The following is a 23720-nucleotide window of genomic DNA, read 5'->3' on the forward strand; positions in this document are numbered from 1 at the left end:
ACTGGATCAGAGGCGGAAACCGTCGTCGGCCTGGGCGAGCACGATCTCCTCCGCCGTGCGGGGCCGGGCGGCCAAGCCCTGCTCGGCGGAGTAGCGGGCGAAGGTCTCCAGCACGTGCCGGTTGCGCTCCAGGCCGTAGTCCCAGTACCCGGCTCCGAGCGCCTCCAGCGTCTCGGCCAGGTGCTGCTCCAGCCACGGCAGCATGACCTTCAGCGCGTTGCGCTGCGCCAGGTCGGTGTAGGCCAAGTCCAGCGCCTGGATGAACGCCTTGGTCAGCGACCGGGCGATCCACGGGTGCCGCTCGTACACCTCGCGGCGGATCACGACCGTGTGCATGATCGGGAAGATGCCGGTCCGCCGGTAGTAGTCGCGCTCCTCGGCCTGGAAGTCGGGGAACAGGCGGCCGAGCCGCGGGTCGGTGCCGAACCCGGCGGGCGTCCCCGGGCAGTACACGGCGTCCAGCTCCCCTTCGGCCAGCATCGCCGAGAGGGTCTGGTCGGGCCCGATGGGGGTCACGCTGATCTTGGGCGGCAGGTCCAGGCCGATCTTCTCGATCCTGCCCGGCTGGCTCAGCCCGCCGGTGAAGTAGCGCACCGACTCGACCGGGACGCCGTAGTGCTCGGCCAGGATGCCGCGCTGCCACACGCACGCGGTGAGCTGGTACTCCGGCAGGCCGACCCGGCGTCCGCGCAGGTCGGCGGGGCCGGTGAGCCCGGCCGCGGTGTTGACGTAGACCGACTGGTGCCGGAAGGACCGCGACGGGAAGACCGGCAGCGCGACGAACGGCGGCGACGGCCGGTCGAGCGTGAGCAGGTAGGTGGACAGGCTCATCTCGCTGACGTCGAACTCCCGGTACCGCGCCTGCCGGTAGAAGGTCTCCTCGACCGGCAGCGCGACGACGTTCAGGTCGATGCCCTCGGGGACGACGCGGCCGTCGCGCAGCGCGCGGATCCGGTCGTAGTCCTCGCAGGCGAACGACAGGCTCAGACGGGTCACGCGGGTGCTCCTTCGACGGTCGTGGCGGGGGCGGCGGAACGGAGCCGGCCGAGCGGCGCGCAGAGCAGCAGGGCCAGCAGCGCGCAGGCTCCGCAGACGGCGAAGCCGGCGACGTAGGCGCTGAGGGCGGGCTTGCCGGACGGCCCGGTGAGGGCGGTGAACAGCACGCCGAAGACGGCGCTGCCGACCGAGTTGCCGACCGCGTACATCACGACCGACAGGCCCAGCGCGATCCCCGACTCGTGCGCCGGGACGGCCCGCACCACCAGCAGCTGGGTGGCGGCCAGCGTCACCGCCAGCCCGCAGGAGTCGAGGGCCAGGGCGGGCAGCGTGGCCCCGGCGTGCGCGTGGCCGAACGCGTAGGCGGCGAAGCCGGCCACGATGAGCGCGAAGCCGATGGCCGCGGCCGAGACCAGGCCGCGCCGCCGGGCCGTCCGCAGCACCACGATGCCGAGCACGCTGCCGATGGCCTGCGGCAGGGCGTACCAGCCGGCGCCCAGGGCCGTCCAGCCGTACCCGAACCCCGAGGCCTCGGGCGTCTGGGCGAGACGGGTGATGGCCGACAGCGACCCGTAGATCCCGACGGCGATGAGGAAGGTCATGGCGTACGGGAGGCCGACGTCGCGGCGCAGCAGGTAGGACACGTCGATCAGCGGCTTGTCGGCGGACCGCTCCCGCAGCCACCACAGGACGCCGAGCACGGCCCCGCCGGCCAGCAGCCCGGCGACGCGGCCCGAGCCCCACCCCCAGGCCGGACCCTGGCTGAGGCCGAGGAGGAACGCGACCAGCGCGAGCGTGAGCAGCAGCGCGCCGGGAAGGTCGAGCCCGCCGGCGGCGCGGGCGTCGGAGTCCCGCACGAACGCGACGGTCGTGACCAGGGCGAGCAGCGCGGCCACCGCGCTGATCACGAAGAACAGCCGCCAGTCGCCCGGATGCGCGCCGACCAGCGCGCCGAGCAGCAGGCCGCCCGCCACGCCGAGGCCGGTTCCGACGTGGACGCTGAAGATCGCGGTCTGCGCGCGGCGCGGCGACATCGTGTCGCTCGCGATCGCCTCGGGCAGCGCCAGCATCGGGAGCTGGGCCCCGATCAGGACGCGGCCGACGATCATCACCGCCAGGCTCGTGGCGAGGGCGCAGACCACGCAGCCGGCCAGTACCAGCGCCATGGCCAGCAGGATCACCGGCCGCTTCCCGATCAGGTCGGCCAGCCTGGTCAGCACCGCCAGGAACACCGCCCCGGAGATCAGGCCCGAGGTCAGGATCCACGCGGTCCCCGCCGTCGAGGCGTGCAGCGCGCCGCCGATCGTCGGCAGCAGCGGCAGCAGGCCGACCTGGACGAGCTGGAGCGCGAACCCGAGATAGGTGAGCGTGACCACGGCCGCACGGCCGTTGACCTCTCTCGCTGTGGCCGGGGTGGGCATGGGACCTCCTGGGGATACGTTCCGCCGGCTCGGCGGCGACGTGAGGCGGCTCACGCTAACCACGAGGACCATGTGTGTCAATGTTTACGTATCTGCTTACATAAATCCGTCGCGCTCCAGCTCGTCCACGAGGGCGAGACCCCGCTCCGCCCAGGCCACCTCGGCCCGGGCGCGCTCGGCCATGCCCTCGTACACGTGGACCTTGTAGGCGACGATGGCCGCGTGCCGCTCCTTCGGCGCCTTGGCCAGCCGCCGCTGCATCAGATCGGTGCCCCGCGCCCGCAACTGCTCGACATGCCACTCCCAGCGCCGCAGCTGCTCGGCGTGGTAGGCGCGGTGCGCCGCGAACTGCTCCCGCGCCGCGTCCGGCGGCGCGTACTCGAAATAGGTCGCCTTCAGATGGGCGACGTCCCGGGGCAGCGTCGGCTCCTCCACCGTGGCGACCCACCGGCACAGCTCCTCGCGGCCTGCCTCGGTCACCGTGTAAGCCCGCTTGGTGGCCTTGCCTTGCGTCCCGCGCGGCTCCTCCTGGGCCACCACCAGGTTCTCCCGTTCGAGCTTCCGCAACTCGGTATAGATCTGCGGATGGGTGGCATGCCAGACCCGATTGGCCGACTGGTCGAACGTCTTGGCCAGCTCGTAGCCGGTCATCGCCCCCGCGTCGAGCGTCGCCAGCAGCGCATGTCGTAGTGACATCCCGGTGCAACCCCTATGTCTCCCGTTACGTACGTACGAACCTAGTCGCCCGCCCGCACCGAAACGGGCCGTCCGGTCCGCGGGAGCGGAAGGGGCGGCAGTCTCGGAAACGGTATGTGGTCGTCCGGTCACGCGTTAGATTCGGGTCTGCGGGTCTTCGGTTCGAGGACGGGAGGCGAGGTGCGCGCGGGAACGGAGATCAACGGTCGCTACCTGCTGATCAGCCGGCCCCTCCGCGGCGGGACCGGTGAGGTGTGGGTGGCTGAGGACCTGATGCTGGGCCGCCGGGTCGCCCTGAAGCGGGCGCTGCCCGGCGATGGGGCGATGAGCTCCGGCCGCCTGCGCGCCGAGGCCCGCGCGCTGGCACGGTTCAGCCACCCGCACGTCGTCGTGCTGTATGACACGGTGCACGTCGCCTCGGCGGCCGGGGACACCTGCTGGATGGTGATGGAGTACGTCCCCGGCGGCAGCCTGGACCGGCGCCCGCCGATCCCGCCGCGGGACGTGGCGCACATCGGCGCGCAGATCGCCGACGCGCTGGGGGCGCTGCACGCCGCGGGCATCGTCCACTGCGACGTCAAGCCCGGCAACATCGTGGTCACCGATGAGGGGACCGCCAAGCTCGCCGACTTCGGCGCCGCCTACCGCGTCCCCGGGAGCGACACCCTCACCCCGCGAGGGCCGATCAGCCACACTCCCGCCTACGCCGCTCCCGAAGTGCTGGACGGACGTCCCGAACCCGCCTCCGACACCTTCTCGCTCGGCGCCGCGCTCTGCGCCCTCGTCCTGGGCGGCCCGCCCCGACGGCCCGCAGCCGGGGGACCGGTCGACATCCCGGCCGGGACCGGGCCGCTGCGCGGCCTACTGGTCGCGATGCTGCGACAGGAACCCCACCGCCGCCCCGGCATCGCCGATGTACAGCGAACCTTGCAACACCTGGCCCATCAGACCGCGGACGACGCCGACCCGCTTCCCGCCGACAGCCCGGTCCCACCGGACACTCGCAGCGATCCCCAGCCCAGCGGCGACGTCCGGTCCGGGCATGAGCGACGCGACCGGAGGCAGCGCCTGCGCAGCTGGTCCCAGCGTCATCGAAGGACGGTCACAGTCGTCACCGTGGCCGTTCTGATGATCACTCTGACGGCGCTGAGCGGCAGCGCATGGGACCGGCTGCGGCACCGCACCCAGCGCCCCGCGGCCGCTTCGTCGATCATCGCGGAGCCGCGCACCGCCGATCCCTGCGCCCTGGCCGACCCCGCGGCGCTCGGCCGCTTCGGCACCGCCGAGCTCGTCGACGACTACGGCAACTTCGACCAGTGCGACGTCATGCTCACCTCGCGGCCGGCCGGCCTCGTGGACGTCAAGGTGGACCTCAACCGCGCGCCGGCACCCGAGTCCGGCGGCCCGGCCCGGCAGATCGGCAGGATCCGCCTGCACTCGCAGCGCCCGGACGGCCGCATGTGCAGGCGGACACTGCTGCTGCCGTCCAGCGACCCCGACACCTACGTCCTCATCCTCGTCCAGCAGCTCGGCCGCGCGGTCGCGCCCCTGTGCGCCATCGCCGACACCGCGGCCGCGAGCGCGATCGCGGTCCTGAACCGGGGACCGCTCGCCCGCCGTCCACCACCGCCGGCACGGTCACTGGCCATGCACAACCCCTGCACGCTCCTGAGCCCCCGAGCCCTGAACGCCGTGCCCGGCATCGACGCCGGCCACCAGGACATCGGCTTCGGCAGCTGGTACTGCCGCTGGCGCAGCACCACCGAGGACCTCCAGGTGGTGTTCCGCTTCGACCGCGGCGAACCCCTCACCGCCAGCGACGGCGCCATCGTCCAGCTCGACCGGCACCAGGCCTTCGTCGAGCCCGACGGCAACGGTCCGAAATCCTGCCTGACACGAGTGGTCTACCGCACCTACATCGACCGGAACGGCCGCGAAGCGATCGAGATGCTGCACCTGACCGTCAAAGGCGCCCGCCCCACCACCTGGCTCTGCACCACCGCCACCGACCTCGCCCGCGCCGCCACGACCGCCCTGCCCCCGTGACGCCCGCCCTCCACACCCGGGCCAACGCCCGATGCCCGCGACGTTCGCCACTGGTGAAGCGCCATGCGACCGGTGCTGCGAGCCCCCGGATCAGCCGCCCGACGGCTCGTCCCACCGGCTAGGGACGGACGCCGTCTCAAGATCACAAAGGACTTGCCGAGCTATATGCTGACCCGCGCGACTTCGCCTAGCAGGATCGAACAGGGTGACGGGACAGGATGCCGACTCACGAGTGGACCATGGCCGGTGATGACCACGGCTCGCGCCGGCGTCCCAGGTGGAAGACCTACTTGATCGTCGCCTTGGGTTCGGCGCTGCTGCTGGGAGTGCTCGCCGTGCTCTACCTGGACGGGGGGCGAGGAGGGAGCGCCCCGTCCCTCGGCGCGAAGAGCTACCGCGCCGACGTCGACTGCCAGGTGAACACCAGCGGATCGCAGGGCACGGTGACGATCAACGGAACGATCACGGGGGACGCGACGCGCTACTCGGTCACCGTCGAGGTCGTGGACGCCGCCTCGGACCGGCGGATCGGCCGCCGGACGTTCGAGGTCCGAGGCGCGAACACCTTCGGCGGAACCACCGCGGCGCAGGCTCCGATCGGATCCGGGGGCATCAATTGCAAGATCGTCAAGGTCGCCTGAGACGCGCCGCCGTCCGGCATCGAGGCCCGCACCATGCGGATGGTCAGCTGTAGAAGGTGACCAGGTCGAAGTCGTCTTCAGCGGACATGCACCAGTCCAGCCAGCCGCTCACCTGCCGGATCGCGGCGACCACCTGCGGGTCGTCGATCGTCGACAGGTCCGCGGCGCGCAGCTCCTCGGCGCGCTGGGGCATCGCGGCGCGCGGCACGTGGCCGATGCCTGGGAAGTCGTCGATGGGCGGCAGGGACACCGGGGGTCCCGAGAAGACCAGGCCGAGTAGATCGAACCGGCCGCCGGCGCGGGTGAGCTCCTCCTGCACACGGTCGAACCAGCCGAACCGCATCGAGGCCCACTGGTCGCTGTCGAGAAGTGCGCCGAACCGCATGCACAGAGCTTCGAGGGTGTAGCCGTAGACGGCACCCTGGTCGCCGTCGACGTCGCTGAGATCCTCGGCGTAGAAGAGCCGCCGCATCGACTGGGGGGTGGGGGCGAGCTCGTCTCCGGTGCAGTACAGGTCCTCCAGCCAGGCCAGGAACTCCGCCGGGTCGGCGGTGAACGCGTGCGGTGTGCGCAGGTGCTCGACGTTCACCGCGTACGGCATCAGCATGTAGCTCAACCTGACCCACCTCCGGCTGCCGTGGCTCGCTTCCTGTCCGCACTATGGCACCCGGCACCGACGCTTCAGGCGCTCGCGACCCCGGCGGCGATGCTCGGCCGGTGTGACCAGCGCGCTCGGAGGTGAGCGCGCTGGTCGTCGCCGTTCGGTCTACACGTCCTCGCAGACGTTGCCGAAGGTCGGGTTCAGGGCACCGACGACCGTGATGGTGTTCCCGCAGGCGTTGACCGGCACGTCGACCGGGGCCTGGACGAGGTTGCCGGACACGATGCCTGGCGAGTTCTTCACCTCGACGTCGACATCGGCGCCGGCGGGGACGGTCGTGGTGGCGACCGCCGCGGCGGCGGCTCCCATCATGATCATGGCCTGGACGATCCTGCGCATGGGGGGTTCCTCTCTTGGCCCCGGCTTGCCCGGGACTCACAGTATCTGGGTGGCTGCGAACAGTTATCACCGCTGATTGGGTTGTTGTTACGTGGTGGCAGCGGCGTTCCCGGTGTCCGGGACGGGCGGTTGCCTCTGGCGTCCGCCGGGTGTCACGGCAACGGGAGACGGAACGGTCGGCCGGGACCGGTGGCGCTCCTAGTCAGGTGTTCGCGGTCGCAGGTGCGGGGAGCAGCCGGTGGGCGCGGATGGCGAGTTCCATCTCGAACCGCCATGCGGGGTCATGGAGCTGGTCTCCGAAGAGCTCGTCCAGGCGGCGCATGCGGTAGCGGACGGTCTGGGGGTGCAGATGGAGCCGGGCGGCGGCCTGCGCCTGGGAGCCGGTGCTCAGCCAGGCCAGGAGGGTTTCGAGGAGCCTCCGGCGTGGTTCGGGTGCGAGCCCTTCCAGTGCGGCCATGCGGTGTTCCACGAGCCGGCGTGCCAGGTGCTCGTCGTTGAGCAGGAGCAGGGTGGAGAGGTGCTCGTCGCAGCGGACGTGGTCGGCGCCGGGGAAGGTCCCCTGACGGAGAAGTGACAGGGCCTGCTCGGCGGTGCGCAGCGATTGCGTCGCCTCGGCCACGCTCACCCGGGTGCCGACGGCGAAGCGCGTCCCCTGGAGCCCGCGGCGCAGCCGGTCGATCCGGCCTGGACGGTCCGGTTCAGGGAGGATCAGCCGGGGTTCGGGGTGGCGGAGGTCGCTGAGCACGTCGGGGTCGAGGGCCGGTGACAGGCGCTCGCCGGCCTCCCACGTCCGGTCGAGGACGACGCAGGCGATCGTACGCGGGACGGTCCACCGCGCCGCGTGCGCCGCCCGCGGCAAGACGCCCGGGTCGAGGGTCCCGCGCTCGGCCAGGATGACTCGCAGCAGGCGTCGCCGGTTCGCGTGCAGCGTGTCGGTGGTGTCTTCGGACAGCTCCCGGTAGGAGGCGAGCGCATGGCCGGCGAGCTCTTCGGCGGACGCGAGGACCGCCTCGGTGACGCACTGGAGCTGGCCGGCGGTCGCCCCGGACCGCCGGACGGCCTCGGCCAGCCGGCGCCAGGCGAAGCGTGCGCCGGCCTGGTAGGCGCTTTGCAGGAGGGCGGGGCCGACGCCGTGCAGGTAGGCGCTCCGTCCCAGGACGCGGTGCATCCTCGCCCGGTCCTCAGGGGATCTTCCCGGGTCCGCGATGTTCCTGACGAACGCGCGCAGCCTCCGGTCGATGGGGGGCGGGTCGTCGCGACCGGGGGAGTGCGGCGAGGTCCGGGCGATGTCCGGGATCGACCGCCAGACGTCCTCCAGGACCCTCTCCGGCAGATCCGGCAGCCGGGACTGGAAGTACAGCGCGAGCGACTGACCTCCGAGGCCACCGGCGGTCTCGGCAGAGGGTGAGGGTGCCGATGCCGTAGGGAGGGAATCGTTCATCCGCCGTGCTCCTTACCGCGCCGCGATGGACGGACCTATCGCCCCGATGACGGCGGACACCGTCCGCACCAGCCGGTCGGCGAGCCCTTCGGTGTCGAGGGGGTCGTCGCCTTCCACGATCCAGGTGTTGATCAGCGCCGCCCAGCCGCCGGTGAGGAAGGCCGCGAGATCCTCGGCCTCCTGCGGCGCCAGCTGCTCGCCCCAGAGGAGCCGGACGGCCTGCCGGTTGTGCGGCAGGAAGAAGACGGTCAGCGCCCGGTTGACCCCGAAGGCGCAGGAGCTGGTCAGGATCGCCCGGTAGAACGGCCGGTGCTCCCCGAAGTGCCCGACCACGGCCGCCGCCACCGCGTGCGGGTCGGAGGTGCCCGGCAGGTCGGCCAGTCCGGGCAGCAGCTCCCGGCGCAGCAGGTCGAGCGCGGCCTCCAGCAGCAGCTCGTCGCGGCCGCCGAACTGCTGGTACACCACCTGCCGGCTCACGTCCGCGGCCTCGGCGATCTCCGAGAGCGGGACGGCCGCCGTCCCGCGCGCCGACACCAGGTCGATCGCGGCGCGGACGAGGGAGGCCCTCGACCGGCGGACCCGGCGGTCCAGAACGGGGGCGGTCGGCATCGGCTCGGCTTTCACGCCGACGATAGTGGACAAGTGTTAATAAAAAAGCAAGTGTCCATTCAAGGTGCCAGGTCAGGCCGGTCGACTGTCGTGAACGCGACAACCCGGACGCCTCCGGTACTCGGATCCGCGCGTGGTCGCCCGTCCCGGGGGCCGCCTATGGTCGGCGGACCCGTGGACCAGGAGAGTGATCATGGAACCGTTCCGCCGGTGCCCGAAACGTCTCGCCACCAGCGCGCTCGCCGTGCTCCTCGCCGTGCTCCTCGCCGTGCTCCTCGCCGCGCCGGCCGCCGTCCCGGCGCCCGCGTCGGCGGCGTCCCCCGGCCGGGGCCCGGTGGTCCGCGTCGCCGGCGGCGCGGTGCGCGGCAAGGCCGATTCCGCCGGCCGGACCTTCCTCGGCATCCCGTACGCGGCGCCCCCCACGGGCGCGCTGCGGTTCAGGCCTCCGGCCCCGCCCCGGGCGTGGACGGGCGTCCGCGACGCCACCGAGCAGGGGCCGCTGTGCCCGCAGTCGGTCCCGCTGGGAAGCACCAGTGAGGACTGCCTCAACCTCAACGTCTACGCGCCGCCCGGCGCCGCCCACCGCAGGCTCCCGGTGATGGTGTGGATCCACGGCGGCGCCTACATCCTCGGGTCCGGCGCGGGGTACGATCCGGCCCCGCTCGTGGCCACCGGCCAGGTCGTCGTCGTGTCGATGAACTACCGGCTCGGGCCCCTCGGGTTCATGGCGCTGCCCGGACTCGCCGGCGAGTCCGCGACGACCGGGAACTACGGGCTCCTCGACCAGCAGGCGGCCCTCCGCTGGGTGCGCGCCAACATCGGCGCCTTCGGCGGCGACCCCGGCAACGTCACGGTTTTCGGCGAGTCCGCCGGCGGCAACAGCGTCTGCATGCAGCTGATCTCCCCGGCCGCGCGGGGGCTGTTCGACCGGGCGATCTCCGAGAGCGGGGGATGCGTCGGCACGCCCCTGGGGCCGAGGCCCCTGGACGCGGCGTACCGCATCGGCCGGAGGTTCGCGGACTCCCTGGGGTGCACCGATCCCGGCACGGCCGTCGCGTGCCTGCGCAGCCGGCCCGCGAGCAGGTTCACCGGCGACTTCGGCGGCCTGTTCAGGCTGGACGACGTGAGCTGGGAACCGGTGATCGACGGCAGCGTGGTCACCGAGGACACCGCGTCGGCGCTCAAGGCCGGCCGCTATCACCGGGTGCCGCTCATGGTCGGGAGCAACAAGGACGAAGGCCGCCTGTTCACGGCCCTGGGCTATCACCTCCAGCTGTTCCGGCGCGCGACGGCCGGCGACCTGGACCGGGCGATCGACCTCAGGACGCCCGCCGCCGCCCGGGCGATGCGCGCCGCCTACCCGCCGGCGTCGGCCGGCGACGCCGATCTCGCCCTGTCCGCCTACACCACCGACGGCCTCTTCGCCTGCCCCGCCCATTTCACCGCGCAGGCCGCGGCAGCGTCCCGGTCCCAGCGGGTCTACCAGTATGAGTTCGCCGACCCCGAGCCGCCGCTGGCGGGCATCGACCCGATGATGCCCCTGGGCGACTACCACGCGTCCGAACTGTTCTACCTCTTCGCGACGGTGCAGAACCTCCCGCCAGTGCCCGGCCTCAACGCCGACCAGCGACGCCTGTCGCGGCAGATGCTGAGCTACTGGACGGCCTTCGCCCGGACCGGCGACCCCAACGGCTCCGGCACCCCCACCTGGCCGGCCCTCCGTCCCGGACCGTCACCGATACAGCGCCTGACCTCCCAAGGGACCGGGGCGTTCACCACGTTCGCCCGGGACCATCGCTGCGACATCTGGGCCGAGGCCACCGGCTGAGCCGGTCTCCCGGAGACGGGACGCTGAACACCGACCGGGGCCCCGGAGGTCCGTGCCGGTGGGTGATTTCACCGATGCCCGCAGGCGGGGGCAGTGCCTACGGTGGCGATCCCCGACCGGAAATCGGCTCGATCGTGAGCTCCCACTTCCACCCCCCGGCGCGGAACGCGCAGGAAAGAGGCACTCGATGACCCTCTCCAAGCGGACGACTCCCTCCACGTACCTGCGGCGGCTGACGGCGGTCGCGGTCGCCGGCGCCGCCGGCGCCGCGGGCCTGACCGCCGCCTCCGGCGTCACGACCGCCGCGTCCGCGGCGTGCTCCGACGTCGACGTCGTGTTCGCCCGCGGCAGCGGCGAGCTCCCCGGCCTCGGCATCGTCGGGACCCCGCTGGTCAGCGCGATCAAGGCCGATCTGCCGGGCAGGTCCGTCAGCTCGTACGCGGTGAACTACGCCGCCGACCTCGCGCAGACCAGCGCCGGCCCCGGGGCGACCGACATGAGCAACCACGTCAGGTCCGTCGCCGCGTCCTGCCCCAACACGGTGTTCGTCCTGGGCGGGTACTCGCAGGGCGCGAGCGTCACCGACATCGCCATCGGCATCCCGACCCTGCTCGGGGTCGGCGGCACCATTCCCACGAACCTGGCGCCGCGCGTCAAGGCCGTGGTGGTGTACGGCAACCCGCTCCGCCTGTACGGGCAGACCATCAACAGCGCCAGCCGGCTGTACGGGTCGAAGGCCAAGGAGTTCTGCAACCTCGGCGACCCGGTCTGCGCCAACGGCGTCGACATCAGCGCGCACCTCACCTACCCGATCAACGGGACCGTCCCGCAGGGCGCCCAGTTCGCCGCCGACAGGGTGAAGGCCTGAGCCGGTCCGGCGGGCTGAAGCCCCCCTGACCAGCCGCGACGCCCGCCGACCAGGTCCCCCGTGGTCGGCGGGCGCGTGGACTGGGTGAGCAAGTACTGTCACGCATCGCACTTACATCGCTACGCACGGTGATGTAGTGTTCGTGCTGTGCGAGAGGTCTGGCTCCAGCAGGGACCCGCCCGGTCATGGCCCCGGGTGCTGTTCGTCCTGCTGGCGCTGGTCACCGCGCTGACCATGCACGCGGACGTCACCGCGGCCGTCGAGCCGGGCGGGACGGTGAACGTTCATTCCGTCTCGCCGGGCTGCGGCGACGAGGACGACGACCTCAGCGGCCGGAGCGACCCGTCCGCGGTCCGTCCGGGCAGCGCCGTGCCGGGGCGCCCCGCCAGTGTCCGGCTTCCCCGCACGTTCACCCGCGAGTTCACCCCCGTCCTGCCGCGGCCGGCCCTCGTGCCGCGCGCGACCACCCCGGTCGCCGCGGACGGCCGCGCGCCCGGCGCCGGCGTCCTCATCGCCCTGCGCGTCTCCCGTACGTGATCGTTCTCCCGCGGCCGGCCCGTCCCGGGCCGTCCGCACGCGCATCCACACACGCATAGGACGATGCGGAGGACGCCATGCGCGTCGAGGACGTTCACACCAGCAGCCAGCGATGGCGTTTCTACTGCCAGCGCTGCGTCTGGACCTGGGAGCAGATGTTCGAGGCACACCAGAGCGGCACCCATACCACCTGGTATCACTACGGGTTGCCCAGCCAGCCGCCGTGGATCGAGCCGGGATGCCCCGCCTGCGGGGCGTCCGCCAAGGCGTTCCCCGGCGGCGCGCAGGTCTCGCCGCCCTAACCGCCGCCGGACCCGTCTCGAAGGCCGCGCGCGGCTGGATCCTCGGCCGCGCCGGCCGAGCCGGTGCCGCGCACCCGGGCGGGTCAGTTGAAGACGACCTTCTGGACGCGGATCTCGCCGCCGTTGTTGCCCTTGGGACGCGCGTAGGTGATGTAGAGGGTCTTGCCGGCGCCGTACTCGGGGTGGGCCAGGCCGAAGTAGTTGTTGCCCGTCGCGGCCGGGACGGTGTCGAACAGCTTGGCCTCGTCGGACCAGGGGCCCCACGGTTGGGCGGCCGTGCGGTAGAAGACCTGGTCGTAGCCGTACACGGCCATGTACTTGCCGAGGTAGGTGTTGTAGAACATGCTCGTCGAGCTGGCGCCGTCGAAGACCGGGGCCGCGTCGGACGCGGAGGCCGACCACTGCCCGCCGGCCGTGTAGAACCGCCAGGCGCTGCGGGTGAGGATGTCAGCCAGCGGCACGCGCGCGAGCGAGCAGTGGAAGACGACGAAGTCGCGCACGCAGCCGAGGCTGTAGACGTTGGACCCGACGGTGACCGCGGGGATGTAGCTCGTCTCCTGACCGTGGAACATCACCCACTTGTCCCAGGACGCGCCACCGGGAACGGGGCCGGTCTCGGGGCGGGTGACGGTGCCGGACGCCGCGTCCCAGACCGCGAACCCGGTGCCCCAGTACTCGCCGAACGGGTCGGTGACCGCGCCGCCCCTGATCCCGGTGGTGAACGAGTAGACGACCCGGTTGCGGGCCGGGTCCGCGACCGGCTGCGCCGGCCACAGGAAGTACTGCTTGCCGCAGTCGCCGACGCCCGGCTGCCCGCACCGCGCGGGGTCGTTGGAGTAGTTGAAGAAGCTCTCCCACTGCGAGAACGGCAGGTACTCGGTCGGGGCTCCCGTGCCGTCGGTGTGCTCCCGGCCGCTGGGCGCGACGAGCGAGATCCCGTCGGCGGCGTTCAGGTCGGTCGTCACCGCGGCGGTGTTGTCGGCCCAGTGGTCGCCGTCGGCACCGGGGACGGTCATGCCGGTGTCGCCGAACATCCAGGTCGCGCTGTTCCCCCACTTCACCGAGAATCCCGCGTCCCGTCCGAGGATCCGCGAGTCCCAGGTGACCGGCCCGAGGTCGGTGGTGGACTGGACCGTCCCCACCGGCGGCGCGGCCGACGCGGACGGTCCGGCGGCCACCCCCAGCGCGGCGGCGAGCACGGCGGCGACGGCGGCGGCAGCGGATCTGCGGAGCATCATGCGGGAGCCCTCTCCAGTGACTCACCACAACGTGACCGCGCCGCCCGTCCCCGGCAAGCCCACCGGCCACTCCTGACCCGAAGCGGCCACCGTTGACTGGCAGCGTCGCCCGCGTCGGGCCGCGCGATGCCGGTCAGTTGGACGTGGGGAAGGCCATCAGGGACGTGTCGGCCGGGGTCGTGGGGGTGGGCCAGCGGGATGTGACGGCCTTGGCCCGCGTGTAGAAGCGGACCCCTTCCGGGCCGTGGACGTGGGTGTCGCCGAACAGGGACGCCTTCCAGCCTCCGAAGGAGTAGAACGCCATCGGCACCGGGATGGGGACGTTGACGCCGATCATCCCGACGTGCACGGCGCGCTGGAACCGCCGCGCCGCCGCGCCGGACGCGGTGAAGATCGCCGTGCCGTTGCCGTAGGGGTTGGCGTTGATCAGGTCGATCGCCTCGTCCAGCGTCGCGGCGCGCAGCACCAGCAGGACGGGCCCGAAGATCTCCTCCCGGTAGGCGGCCATGTCGGTGGAGGCGCCGTCGAGCAGGCAGGGGCCGACGAAGAAGCCGGGGCCGGGCAGGTCGCGCCCGTCCACGACGACCTTCGCGCCGGCCCGTTCGGCGGCCGTCACGTGCCCGGTGACGCGGTCGCGGGCGGCGGCGCTGATCACCGGGCCCATATCGCTCGCGGGGTCGGTGCCCGGCCCGACCGTGATCGCGCGGGCCCGGTCGGCGAGCCGCTCGATCAGCGGGTCGGCGGCGGGGCCGACGGCGACGGCGACGGAGACCGCCATGCAGCGCTGGCCCGCCGACCCGTACGCCGCCGCGGTGATCTGGTCGGCGGCCAGGTCGAGGTCGGCGTCCGGCAGGACGACCGCGTGGTTCTTCGCGCCGCCGAGCGCCTGCACCCGCTTGCCCGCGGCGCCCGCCGCCTCGTGGACGTGCCGCGCGACGGGCGTCGACCCGACGAACGACACCGCCGCCACGCCGGGATGCGTGATCAGCGCGTCGGCGGTCTCGCGGTCGCCGTGCAGGACGTTGTACACGCCCTCGGGCAGCCCGGCCTCCGCGTACAGCTCGGCGATCAGGTTGGACGCCGAGGGCACGCGCTCGCTGGGCTTCAGCACGAAGGTGTTGCCGCACGCGATCGCGATCGGGTGCATCCACAGCGGGACCATCACGGGGAAGTTGAACGGGACGACCCCCGCGCACACGCCGAGCGGCTGCCGGAACGAGAACGCGTCCACCCCGGACGACACGTGGTCGGAGTACTCGCCCTTGAGCGCCTGCGGGATGCCGCAGGCGAACTCGACGACCTCGCGCCCGCGGACGACCTCGCCGCGCGCGTCGTCCAGGACCTTGCCGTGCTCGGCGGTGATCAGCCGGGCCAGCTCGTCCTCGTGCCGTTCCAGCAGGTCGCGCAGCGCGAACATGATCCGTGCGCGCCGGGTCAGCGACACCTCGGACCACGTGCCGAACGCCCGCGCGGCGGCGGCCACCGCCGCGTCGACCTCGGCGCGGCGGCCGAGGAGCACCTCGCCTGAGGGCCGTCCGGTCGCGGGGTCGTGGAGCGGGGCCGCGGTGCTCCCGCCGACCGGGGCACCGTCGATCCAGTGCTGGATTGAACGCATGAAGTTCCCTTTCACAGGTAGCGGCGCTGGGCCTTCTTGGCGGCGTCGTAGCGGGCGCGGGCGTCCCTGGTCGGCTCCAGCGCCGACACCTCGGCGACGGGGACGTCCCACCACGCCTCGCTGTCCGGGCCCGGGACGAGGGGGTCGGTCTCGACGTGCACGACGGTCGTGCGGGGCGACTCGATCGCCTGGCGGAGCGCTTTGCGGAAACCGTCGGCGTCGGCGGCGCGGATGACGTCGGCGCCGAGGCTCGCGGCGTTGGCGGCGAGGTCGACCGGGATCGGGTCGCCGTCCAGCCCGGTGGGGGTGCGGACGCGGTGGCGGGTGCCGAAGCGCTCCGCACCGACCGACTCCGACAGGTTGCCGATGGAGGCGTAGCCGTGGTTCTGGACGAGCACCACGACCAGCTTGATCCCCTCGGCGACCGCGGTGGTCAGCTCCTGCGCCATCATCAGGTACGAGCCGTCGCCGACGAGCACGAACACCTCGCGGTCGGGCGCGGCCATCTTCACGCCGAGGCCCCCGGCGATCTCGTAGCCCATGCAGGAGTAGCCGTATTCGACGTGGTAGCCCTTGGGGTCGCGGGTCCGCCACAGCTTGTGCAGGTCGCCGGGCATGGATCCGGCCGCGCAGACGACGACGTCCCGCGGGCCGGCTTCGGCGTTGACGATCCCGATGACCTCGGACTGCGCGGGCGGCGTCCCGTGCCGGAGGGCGAACGCCGCGTCCACCGTGGTCTTCCAGGCAAGGGCCAGTTCTCGGGTCCGCGTCCGGTGCGCCTCCGGCACCGACCAGCCGCCGAGCGCGCGGTCGAGGGCGTCGATGCCCTCGCGGGCGTCGGCGACCAGGGTGGCGCCGCCGAGCTTGACGGCGTCCGGGCGCGCGACGTTGACGTTGACGAACCGCACGCCGGGATGCGCGAAGAGGCTGTGGGACGCGGTAGTGAAGTCGCTGTACCGGGTCCCGATCCCGATCACGACGTCGGCCTCGCGCGCCAGCGCGTTCGCGGCCACCGTCCCAGTCGCGCCGACCGCGCCGACGGCGCAGGCGTGGTCCCAGGGCAGCGCGCCCTTGCCCGCCTGGGTCTCGGCGACGGGGACGCCGGTGCGCTCGGCGAAGTCCCGCAGGCGGTCGGTGGCGGCGGAGTAGATGACGCCGCCGCCCGCCACGATCAGCGGCCGCCGCGCGCCGCGCACGATCGCCGCGGCCTCGTCGAGGGCGGCGGGCTCGGGCACCGGGCGGCCGATCCGCCAGACCCTGGGGGCGAACAGCTCGTCCGGCCAGTCGAACGCCTCCGCCTGGACGTCCTGCGGCAGCGCCAGGGTGACCGCGCCCGTCTCGGCCGGGTCGGTCAGGACGCGCATCGCCGCCAGCAGCGCGCTCGGCAGCTGCTCGGGACGGTTGATCCGGTCCCAGTACTTCGACACCGGCTTGAAGCAGTCGTTCACCGACACGTCGTAGGACCGGGCGTCCTCCAGCTCCTGGAGGACGGGGTTGGCCGGACGGGTCGCGAAGACGTCGCCGGGCAGCAGCAGCACCGGGAGGCGGTTGATGGTCGCCAGCGCGGCCCCGGTCACCATGTTGGTCGCGCCCGGCCCGATCGAGGTGGTGCAGGCCATCGTGGCGAGCCGGTCGGCCGCGCGGGCGTAACCGACGGCGGTGTGCACCATCGCCTGCTCGTTGCGCGCCATGAGGTACGGCAGGTCGTCCGCGTGCTCCAGCAGGGCCTGGCCGATCCCGGCGACGTTGCCGTGCCCGAAGATCCCCAGGCATCCGGAGAAGAAGGGCCGCCGCCGCCCGTCGCGTTCGCTGTGCTGCGCGGCCAGGAACCGCACCAGCGCCTGTCCCACCGTCAGCCTCATGGCCGTTCCTCCGTGGTCGTCAGGGGGAGCCGGGAGTCGACCGCCTGCCGGTCCCAGGTATCGCGGACCCAGGCGTGCGCCGGGTCGTCGCAGATCCGCCACGCCCGCTCGGCCGACGGACCGGCCATCACGTTCAGGTAGTAGAGGTCGTAGCCGGGCACCGCCATCGACGGGCCGTGCCATCCGCCCGGGACCAGCACCACGTCTCCGGTGCGCACCTCGGCCAGCACGTCGGCCGGATGGCCCGGCGACTCGTAGACCCGCTGGTAGGCCATGCCGGATTCGCCGGAGATCTCGAAGTAGTAGATCTCCTCCAGCACCGACTCGCCGGGCCGGTCCTCGTCGTGCTTGTGCGGCGGGAACGACGACCAGCAGCCGCCCGGCGTCAGCACCTCGCACGCGATCAGCTTCTCCGCGAACGGGAAGCCCTCCGGCGTGCCGAACCCGTTGACCTGGCGGCTCGCCTGCCCGGCGCCCCGGAGCTCCACCGGAACCGCGCCGGCCAGCCCGTAGCGGGGCCGCAGCCGGGTCCCGCACCGGGCTCCCGCCAGCGCGAACCGGCCCCGTCCGCGGACCGTGACCTCCGCGTCCCGCGGCACGTAGGCGAAGTCGCTGACGCGCCGGAACACGCCGCCGCGGCCTTCCAGCTCGAATCGCTCGCCGTCGCACTCCACCGCGCACGACCCGGCCAGCGGCAGGACGATCATCTCGAGCTCGCCGGTCGCGAACCGGTGCGCGCCGCCGTCCGGCAGCTCCAGGATCCGCAGTGACGAGTACGACCAGCCCGCCGACTCCGGCGTCACCACGACCCCGTATGGGTCGTCGCTCGTCGTACCGGCGGGTAGGTGCAGCTTCCCGTTCACAGGACCTCCACGGCGGCATCGACCGCGGCGGCGACGTCGCCGTCCGGAGGGAAGAGGAGGGAACGGCCGACGACGAGACCGCGCACGTTCGGAATCCGCAGGGCCCGGCGCCAGCCCCGCAGCGCGGCGCGCGGATCATCGGGGACCTCGCCGCCGAGGAGCAACGCGGGCAGCGTGGACGCCGCCATCACGCGCTCCATGTCGGGGACGACGGGCACCTTCAGCCAGGTCCGCGCCGAGGTGGTCCCGAGACCGGACGCGATCGCCATCGCGCGCATCATCGCCTCGGGCGCCAGGTCGTTGCGGACGCGGCCGTCCACGCGGCGGGCGACGAACGGCTCGACCATCGCCATCAGCCCGTGCCCGGCGAGCTCCGACACCGCCCGCGCGCAGCCCTCCAGCGTCCGCGCGGTGGCCGGGTCGTCGTCGACCACGCGCAGCAGCACCTTGCCGCCGTCCAGCCGGGACGCGGCGATCGCCCCGGCGCTGTAGGCGGTGAAGCGGTCGTCGATCTCGAAGGACGTCCCGGCGAGCCCGCCGCGGTTCATCGAGCCGATCACGACCTTGCCGTCGAGGACGCCGAGGAGCAGCAGGTCCTCGATGATGTCGGGAGTGCCGAGGACGCCGTCCACCCCGGGGCGTTCGAGCGCGGTGCAGAGCCGGTCGAGCAGCGCGCCCCGGTCGGCCATGGCGAGCGGGTCGCCGCCGGCGGCCAGGGCGCCGCGGGCCGGATGGTCGGCGGCGATGAGCATGAGCCGCCCGGACGCGGAGAGCGGCGACGGGCGGCGGACGCGGTGGGCGGCCGTCTCGGCGATGGCCTCGGGGCGCAGCGCCCGCGTCTCCGCCAGCGCCGCGATCCGCTCCGTGCGGGACCCGGCGGGCGTCACCGGCAGGTCGAGCGTCATGCGGCCACCCGCCCCGCCGTCGCCGCCACCTCGTCGGCCGTCGGCATCGCCGCCGAGCACGCCAGCCGGGACGCGACGATCGCGCCGGCCGCGTTGGCGAAGCCGAGGACGCGCGGCAGGTCCCAGCCGGACAGCAGCCCGTGGCACAGCGCGCCGCCGAACGCGTCGCCGGCGCCGAGGCCGTTGACGACCTCGACCGGGACGGGCGGCGCCTCGGCCGTGCGGCCGTCCGCGTGCGCGGCGAGGACGCCGTCCGGACCGCGCTTGACGACGGCGAGCCCGACGCCCCGGTCGAGCAGCGCGCGGGCGGCCCGCATCGGGTCGGTCTCGCCCACGGCCACCTCGCATTCGGCGGCGTTCCCGACGGCGACGGTCGCGTGCCGGAGGGCCTCGCCCGCCCAGCGCCGCGCCTCGTCCCGGGAATCCCAGAACATCGGCCGGTAGTCCAGGTCGACGACGGTGAGGCCGGTGCGGCGGCGGGCTTCGAGCGCGGCGAGCGTCGCCGTCCGGGACGGTTCGGCGCACAGCCCCGTCAGCGTGGTCCACAGCACCCCGGCCGCCTCGATCGCGGGACGGTCCAGTTCGTCGGCGCGGATTTCCAGGTCGGGCGCCTTGGGGAAGCGGTAGAAGTAGAGCGGGAAGTCGTCGGGCGGGAACAGCTCGCAGAACGTCACGGGCGTCGGCAGGCCGGGGACGTCGGCGACGAACCGGTCGTCGACGCCGTATCCGGCGAGGGCGCGGCGGACGAAGCGGCCGAACGGGTCGGCGCCGGTCCGGGTGATCACGGCGGCGGTGCGGCCCAGCCGGGCGGCGGCGACGGCGACGTTGGTCGCGCTGCCGCCGAGGAACCGGGTGAACGTCTCGACCTCCTCCAACCCGACCCCCGACTGAAGGGGGTAGAGGTCCACGCCGACGCGGCCCATCGTGATGACGTCGAATCCGGTCATGCGGCAAGCCCGGCGAGGAAGTCGACGCAGGCGCGCACGTCGGTGATCGGGCCGGCGTCCGGCGCGGGCTCCGCGTCGAGGACCACGTCCTGCTCCAGGACGTACCAGCCGTCGTAGCCGGCGCCTTCGAGGGAGCCGACGATCCCGGCGATGTCGACGTCGCCCGCGCCGAGCGGGCGGTAGACGCCCGCCCGGACCGCCTCGGTGTAGGAGGTGGCGCCCTTCCGCACGGCCTCGGCGAGCCCGGCGTCGACGTCCTTCAGGTGGACGTGCGCGATCCGGCCGGGGGCGTGCGCGGCGAGGCCGGCCGGGTCGGTGCCGCCGATCAGGAGGTGGCCGGTGTCCAGGCAGAGCGGGATCGACGACCCGTCGAGGACGCGCCGCACCTCGTCGGACCGCGCCACCATCGTCCCCACGTGCGGGTGCAGCACCGCGCGGACGCCGGCCTCGGCCGCGACCGCGCCGATCCGGTCCAGGTTGCCGAGCAGCGCCGCCCAGCCGGCGGCGCCGAGCGCGGGCCGCGCGTCGTAGCCGTCCAGGCCGTGCACGGCCGCGAGGACGAGCGTGAGGCGCTGGTTGGAGCGTTCCAAACCGAACCCGGAGAGGATCCGCCGAACCTCGGGCAGCGGGTCGCGGTCCGGATCGTGCAGCACGACCGGCGCGAAGCCGCCCACCGGGCGGAGGCCGTGCCCGTCGAGCAGCGCGGCGCGCTCGGCGGGGGAGGAGGGCAGGAAGCCGTCCGGCCCGAACTCGGTGGCGGCGAGCCCGAGGGCCCGCATCTCCGCCAGCACCCGGGCGGGCGCCAGCTGGTGGCCCCAGCCCGGCACCTCGCACACTCCCCAGGAGATCGGGGCTCCCGCCACGCGGTCTTCGATCATCGGCTCACCATCTCTCGCACGGACGCGCCCGGCGCCGGAACGCGGCGCCGCCTCGCCGAGTGTGCTGAAGGCACCGATCACCTGTCAACACTTTGTTAGGACATTATGAGGTAATAGGTTATGCACAGCGCGGCGGGTACGATCGGTCGGGACGGAAGGAGGCCCCGGGTGTACCGACCGCGCGTGACCGTGGACCGCAGTAGCCCCGTGCCGCTGTACTACCAGCTCGCCCAGCAGCTGGAGGCGGCGATCCGGGCCGGTGAGCTGGCGCCGGGCACCCGCCTGGAGAACGAGGTCGAGCTCGCCGACCGCTGCGGGCTGTCCCGCCCGACCGTCCGGCAGGCCATCCAGCACCTGGTGGACCGCGGGCTGCTGGTGCGCAAGCGCGGCGTCGGCACGCAGGTCGTGCAGTCGGAGATCCGCCGCCCGATCGAGCTGACCAGCCTGCACGACGACCTGGCGGCGGCCGGCCGCGAGCCGCGCACCCGGGTCCTGGAGCTGGGGTCCGCCCCCGCCGACGACGCGGTGGCCAAGGAGCTCGGCGTCCCGCCCGGCACCGAGGTCGTCCGGATGCGGCGCATCCGCTGCACCGGCGACGAGCCGCTCGCCCTGCTCACCAACTTCCTGCCGTCCGGCCTGCTCGTGATCACCGAGGCCGACCTCGCCGAGCACGGCCTGTACGAGCTGCTCCGCGCGACCGGCGTCAACCTCCGGATCGCCAACCAGACCATCGGCGCCCGCGGCGCGACCGCGGCCGAGGCGCGGCTCCTGGACGAGCGGCGCGGCGTCCCGCTGCTGACCATGACCCGCACCGCCTACGACGACAAGGGGGTCGCGATCGAGTACGGGAGCCACGTCTACCGCGCCGACCGGTACTCCTTCGCCCACACCCTCGTCGAGCGGTAGCCGCCATCGGGCGGTGGCCGCCGAGCGCGGCCCGGCGGCCGGGGAAACTTCATGATCGATTAGAGCGCTCTATTGAATTAGAGCGCTCTAATGCTTACGGTGCAGGCGTCCGCACCACGCATCAGGAGGAACCGGATGCAGCTGAGACCCACCCCCCACCTCCGGCTGTCCGCCGCCGCGGCGGCCGTCGCGCTCACCGCGGCCGTCCTGCCCGCGGCGCCCGCCGCGGCCGGCGCCGACACGCTCGCGCAGGTCCGCGCGACGCTGGAGACGCCCCCCAACTTCGACGACGCGGCGGGCGGCGACGCCAACGCCGACGACCCGGCCATCTGGAGCCATCCGGACGACCGCGGCGGCGACCTGGTCGTCGCCACGCTGAAGCAGGGCGGCCTCGCGGTGTACGACGCCGCCGGCCGGCAGATCCAGCGGCTGCCCGCCCCCGCCCCGCCCCGGCCCGGCGACGAGCCCGGCCGGTTCAACAACGTCGACCTGGTCTACGGCTTCCAGCTCGGCCGCCGGAAGGTGGATCTGGCCGTCGTGTCCGACCGCGGCCGCGACACCGTCCGCGCCTACGCGATCGACCCGGCGAAGGCCGCGGCCCACCGGGCCCCGCTCGCCGACGTCACCGACCCCGCCGCCGCGCCCGTCTTCTCGTCCTCGCCCGACGAGGTGAACGAGCAGGCGACGGCGTACGGACTCGCGTCCTGGACGGACGCGCGCGGCACGTCCTACGCCGCGGTCAGCCAACGGCACACGTCCCGGATCGGCGTCGTCCGGCTGGAGGCCACCGCCGCGGGCACCGTCACCTACCGGCACGTCCGCGACGTGGACCTGCCGGTCTCGTTCGCGCTGCCCGGCGGCGGCACCTGGGCGCCCTGCGAGGATCCCGGCGAGGGCCCCCAGGTCGAGGGCATGGTCGCCGACCCCGAGAACGGCGCCCTCTTCGCGGCGCAGGAGGACGTGGGCATCTGGCGCGTCCCGCTGGGCGGCGGCTCGCCGCGGCTCGTCGACAAGGTCAAGGACTTCGGCGTCCCCGCCACCTACGACCCTGTCACCGAGGAGTGCGCTCCGAGCGGTCCCGACCCGGGCGTGGGCGGCAAGCACCTCACCGCCGACGCCGAGGGCCTCACCATCTACCGGCAGGACGACGGCGAGGGCTACCTGCTCGCCTCCAGCCAGGGTGACAACACCTTCGTCGTCTACGACCGCGAGAGCCCGGAGCGGTACCTCGGCCACTTCCGCGTCGCGCCCGGCGCGACCGTGGACGGCTCCGAGGTCTGCGACGGCGCGATGGTGACGAGCGCCCCCGTCGGCCGGTTCGAGGACGGCCTGCTGGTCGTCCACGACGGCGTCAACACCCCCGAGGCCGTGGACGGCAGCGGCGAGGTCCGCGAGAACACGAACTTCAAGTACGTCGACTGGAAGGATGTGGCCGACCCGCTCGACCTGGAGATCACGCCCGGCGACTGGGACCCGCGCGACTAGCAAGCACCTATCCGACCCACCGAACCGACCCACGGAACCGAATCGACCGCACGATGCGGGCCGCCGCCGTCGTCCACGGCGGCGGCCCGCCCGCACCTGGAGATCACCGCATGGCCCACCCGACCCTGGAGGACGTCGCGGCGCGCGCCGGGGTGTCGCGCGCGCTCGTGTCGCTGGTGATGCGCGGCTCTCCGAAGGTCGGGAAGGAGCGCCGGGAGGCGGTGCTCCGCGCCGCCCGCGAGCTCGGCTACCGGCCCAACATGATGGCGCGCGGCCTCGCGGCCGGCCGGACGGGGCTCGTCGGCGTCCTGCTCGCCGACCTGCGCGACCCGTGGTGCGCCGAGGTCCACGAGGGGCTGGCCGACGAGGCGGTCCGGCGCGGCGCCCGTCTGCTGCTGACCACCGGGCGCGGCCGTGCGGCGCGCGAACGGGCCGCGCTCGACGACCTGCTCGGCCTGCGCCCGGACGGCGTCGTGCTCGCCTCGCCGGGAATGCCCGCCGCCGACATCGAGCGCGCCGCCGCCGGCTGTGCCGTAACCGTCGTCGGCACCCCGCACGAGGACCTGGGGGAGCAGGTCACGGCGTTCGTGGTGGCCGACGGCGTCGCCGAGCGGCAGCTCATCGACTTCGTGGCCG

General features: G+C 73.3%; 23 protein-coding genes. 9 read left to right on the top strand and 14 right to left on the bottom strand.

Annotated features, from left to right (window positions below; translation table 11 throughout):
* Positions 1-6: 6 nt before the first annotated feature.
* From E1300_RS09525 to E1300_RS09535, 3 genes are all read right to left on the bottom strand, one after another.
* Positions 7-996 (bottom strand): substrate-binding domain-containing protein, encoded by a 990-nt coding sequence (locus E1300_RS09525; RefSeq protein ID WP_131756516.1) that lies wholly within the window; start codon positions 994-996, stop codon positions 7-9.
* Positions 993-2417, bottom strand: coding sequence for an MFS transporter (locus tag E1300_RS09530; protein WP_165502758.1), 1425 nt, complete (start codon positions 2415-2417; stop codon positions 993-995). Before E1300_RS09530 ends, E1300_RS09525 begins: the two co-directional genes overlap by 4 nt.
* A gap of 96 nt (positions 2418-2513) precedes the next feature.
* Entirely contained in the window at positions 2514-3113 is a 600-nt protein-coding gene (locus tag E1300_RS09535) for a PadR family transcriptional regulator (RefSeq protein ID WP_131756518.1), read from the bottom strand.
* 180 nt (positions 3114-3293) lie between these two features.
* Between E1300_RS09535 and E1300_RS09540 the strand changes: the two genes are divergently transcribed.
* Together E1300_RS09540 and E1300_RS09545 are read left to right on the top strand one after the other, a co-directional pair.
* Complete coding sequence (locus E1300_RS09540) at positions 3294-5159, top strand: serine/threonine-protein kinase (protein ID WP_165502759.1); 1866 nt, start codon at positions 3294-3296, stop codon at positions 5157-5159.
* Positions 5160-5398: 239 nt separating this feature from the next.
* Positions 5399-5800 (top strand): hypothetical protein, encoded by a 402-nt coding sequence (locus tag E1300_RS09545; protein ID WP_131756520.1) that lies wholly within the window; start codon positions 5399-5401, stop codon positions 5798-5800.
* Positions 5801-5843: 43 nt separating this feature from the next.
* Here the strand turns inward: E1300_RS09545 and E1300_RS09550 are convergent, their stop codons facing one another.
* The 4 genes from E1300_RS09550 to E1300_RS09565 form a co-directional block, all read right to left on the bottom strand.
* On the bottom strand, positions 5844-6407 hold the full coding sequence (locus E1300_RS09550; protein WP_442316420.1) for a DUF7691 family protein: 564 nt from the start codon (positions 6405-6407) through the stop codon (positions 5844-5846).
* Between the two features lie 159 nt (positions 6408-6566).
* Positions 6567-6800: a chaplin gene (locus tag E1300_RS09555; protein ID WP_131756522.1), complete on the bottom strand. Its 234-nt coding sequence runs from the start codon at positions 6798-6800 to the stop codon at positions 6567-6569.
* A 202-nt stretch (positions 6801-7002) separates the two neighbouring features.
* A complete protein-coding gene (locus E1300_RS09560; protein ID WP_131756523.1) occupies positions 7003-8241 on the bottom strand; it encodes a PucR family transcriptional regulator in 1239 nt (412 codons plus the stop codon).
* A gap of 12 nt (positions 8242-8253) precedes the next feature.
* On the bottom strand, positions 8254-8865 hold the full coding sequence (locus E1300_RS09565) for a TetR/AcrR family transcriptional regulator (protein WP_207399586.1): 612 nt from the start codon (positions 8863-8865) through the stop codon (positions 8254-8256).
* Positions 8866-9043: 178 nt separating this feature from the next.
* On the opposite strand from E1300_RS09565, the gene E1300_RS09570 reads away from it, so the two are divergent.
* From E1300_RS09570 to E1300_RS09585, 4 genes are all read left to right on the top strand, one after another.
* Complete coding sequence (locus E1300_RS09570; RefSeq protein WP_131756524.1) at positions 9044-10678, top strand: carboxylesterase/lipase family protein; 1635 nt, start codon at positions 9044-9046, stop codon at positions 10676-10678.
* A 187-nt stretch (positions 10679-10865) separates the two neighbouring features.
* Positions 10866-11546 (top strand): cutinase family protein, encoded by a 681-nt coding sequence (locus E1300_RS09575; protein WP_131756525.1) that lies wholly within the window; start codon positions 10866-10868, stop codon positions 11544-11546.
* 147 nt (positions 11547-11693) lie between these two features.
* Positions 11694-12083 (top strand): hypothetical protein, encoded by a 390-nt coding sequence (locus tag E1300_RS09580; RefSeq protein WP_131756526.1) that lies wholly within the window; start codon positions 11694-11696, stop codon positions 12081-12083.
* Between the two features lie 77 nt (positions 12084-12160).
* A complete protein-coding gene (locus E1300_RS09585) occupies positions 12161-12385 on the top strand; it encodes a hypothetical protein (RefSeq protein ID WP_131756527.1) in 225 nt (74 codons plus the stop codon).
* A gap of 83 nt (positions 12386-12468) precedes the next feature.
* Here E1300_RS09585 and E1300_RS09590 read toward each other — a convergent pair whose 3' ends face one another.
* From E1300_RS09590 to E1300_RS09620, 7 genes are all read right to left on the bottom strand, one after another.
* Complete coding sequence (locus tag E1300_RS09590) at positions 12469-13623, bottom strand: DUF5005 domain-containing protein (RefSeq protein ID WP_131756528.1); 1155 nt, start codon at positions 13621-13623, stop codon at positions 12469-12471.
* Positions 13624-13756: 133 nt separating this feature from the next.
* Positions 13757-15238 carry a CoA-acylating methylmalonate-semialdehyde dehydrogenase gene (locus tag E1300_RS09595; protein WP_131756529.1) on the bottom strand — a complete coding sequence of 494 codons (1482 nt, stop codon included), beginning with the start codon at positions 15236-15238 and terminating at the stop codon, positions 13757-13759.
* 11 nt (positions 15239-15249) lie between these two features.
* Positions 15250-17100 carry a 3D-(3,5/4)-trihydroxycyclohexane-1,2-dione acylhydrolase (decyclizing) gene (gene iolD, locus E1300_RS09600; protein WP_131756530.1) on the bottom strand — a complete coding sequence of 617 codons (1851 nt, stop codon included), beginning with the start codon at positions 17098-17100 and terminating at the stop codon, positions 15250-15252.
* Positions 17097-17963 carry a 5-deoxy-glucuronate isomerase gene (gene iolB, locus E1300_RS09605; RefSeq protein WP_131756531.1) on the bottom strand — a complete coding sequence of 289 codons (867 nt, stop codon included), beginning with the start codon at positions 17961-17963 and terminating at the stop codon, positions 17097-17099. The genes iolD and iolB overlap by 4 nt, the downstream gene beginning before the upstream one ends.
* Positions 17960-18868 carry a Cgl0159 family (beta/alpha)8-fold protein gene (locus E1300_RS09610; RefSeq protein WP_207399587.1) on the bottom strand — a complete coding sequence of 303 codons (909 nt, stop codon included), beginning with the start codon at positions 18866-18868 and terminating at the stop codon, positions 17960-17962. The genes iolB and E1300_RS09610 overlap by 4 nt, the downstream gene beginning before the upstream one ends.
* Positions 18865-19815: a 5-dehydro-2-deoxygluconokinase gene (gene iolC / locus E1300_RS09615; protein WP_131756532.1), complete on the bottom strand. Its 951-nt coding sequence runs from the start codon at positions 19813-19815 to the stop codon at positions 18865-18867. Before iolC ends, E1300_RS09610 begins: the two co-directional genes overlap by 4 nt.
* Entirely contained in the window at positions 19812-20693 is an 882-nt protein-coding gene (locus E1300_RS09620) for a TIM barrel protein (protein ID WP_131756533.1), read from the bottom strand. The genes iolC and E1300_RS09620 overlap by 4 nt, the downstream gene beginning before the upstream one ends.
* Positions 20694-20861: 168 nt before the next feature.
* Here E1300_RS09620 and E1300_RS09625 point away from each other — a divergent pair, with 168 nt between their 5' ends.
* The 3 genes from E1300_RS09625 to E1300_RS09635 form a co-directional block, all read left to right on the top strand.
* Positions 20862-21599 (top strand): GntR family transcriptional regulator, encoded by a 738-nt coding sequence (locus E1300_RS09625; protein ID WP_242619035.1) that lies wholly within the window; start codon positions 20862-20864, stop codon positions 21597-21599.
* Positions 21600-21734: 135 nt separating this feature from the next.
* On the top strand, positions 21735-23084 hold the full coding sequence (locus E1300_RS09630; protein ID WP_131756535.1) for a phytase: 1350 nt from the start codon (positions 21735-21737) through the stop codon (positions 23082-23084).
* A gap of 110 nt (positions 23085-23194) precedes the next feature.
* A partial coding sequence (locus E1300_RS09635; RefSeq protein ID WP_207399588.1) for a LacI family DNA-binding transcriptional regulator occupies positions 23195-23720 on the top strand: 526 nt, incomplete at its 3' end.

The sequence above is a fragment of the Actinomadura fibrosa genome (assembly GCF_900659615.1).
GTDB classification, from domain to species: Bacteria; Actinomycetota; Actinomycetes; order Streptosporangiales; family Streptosporangiaceae; genus Spirillospora; species Spirillospora fibrosa.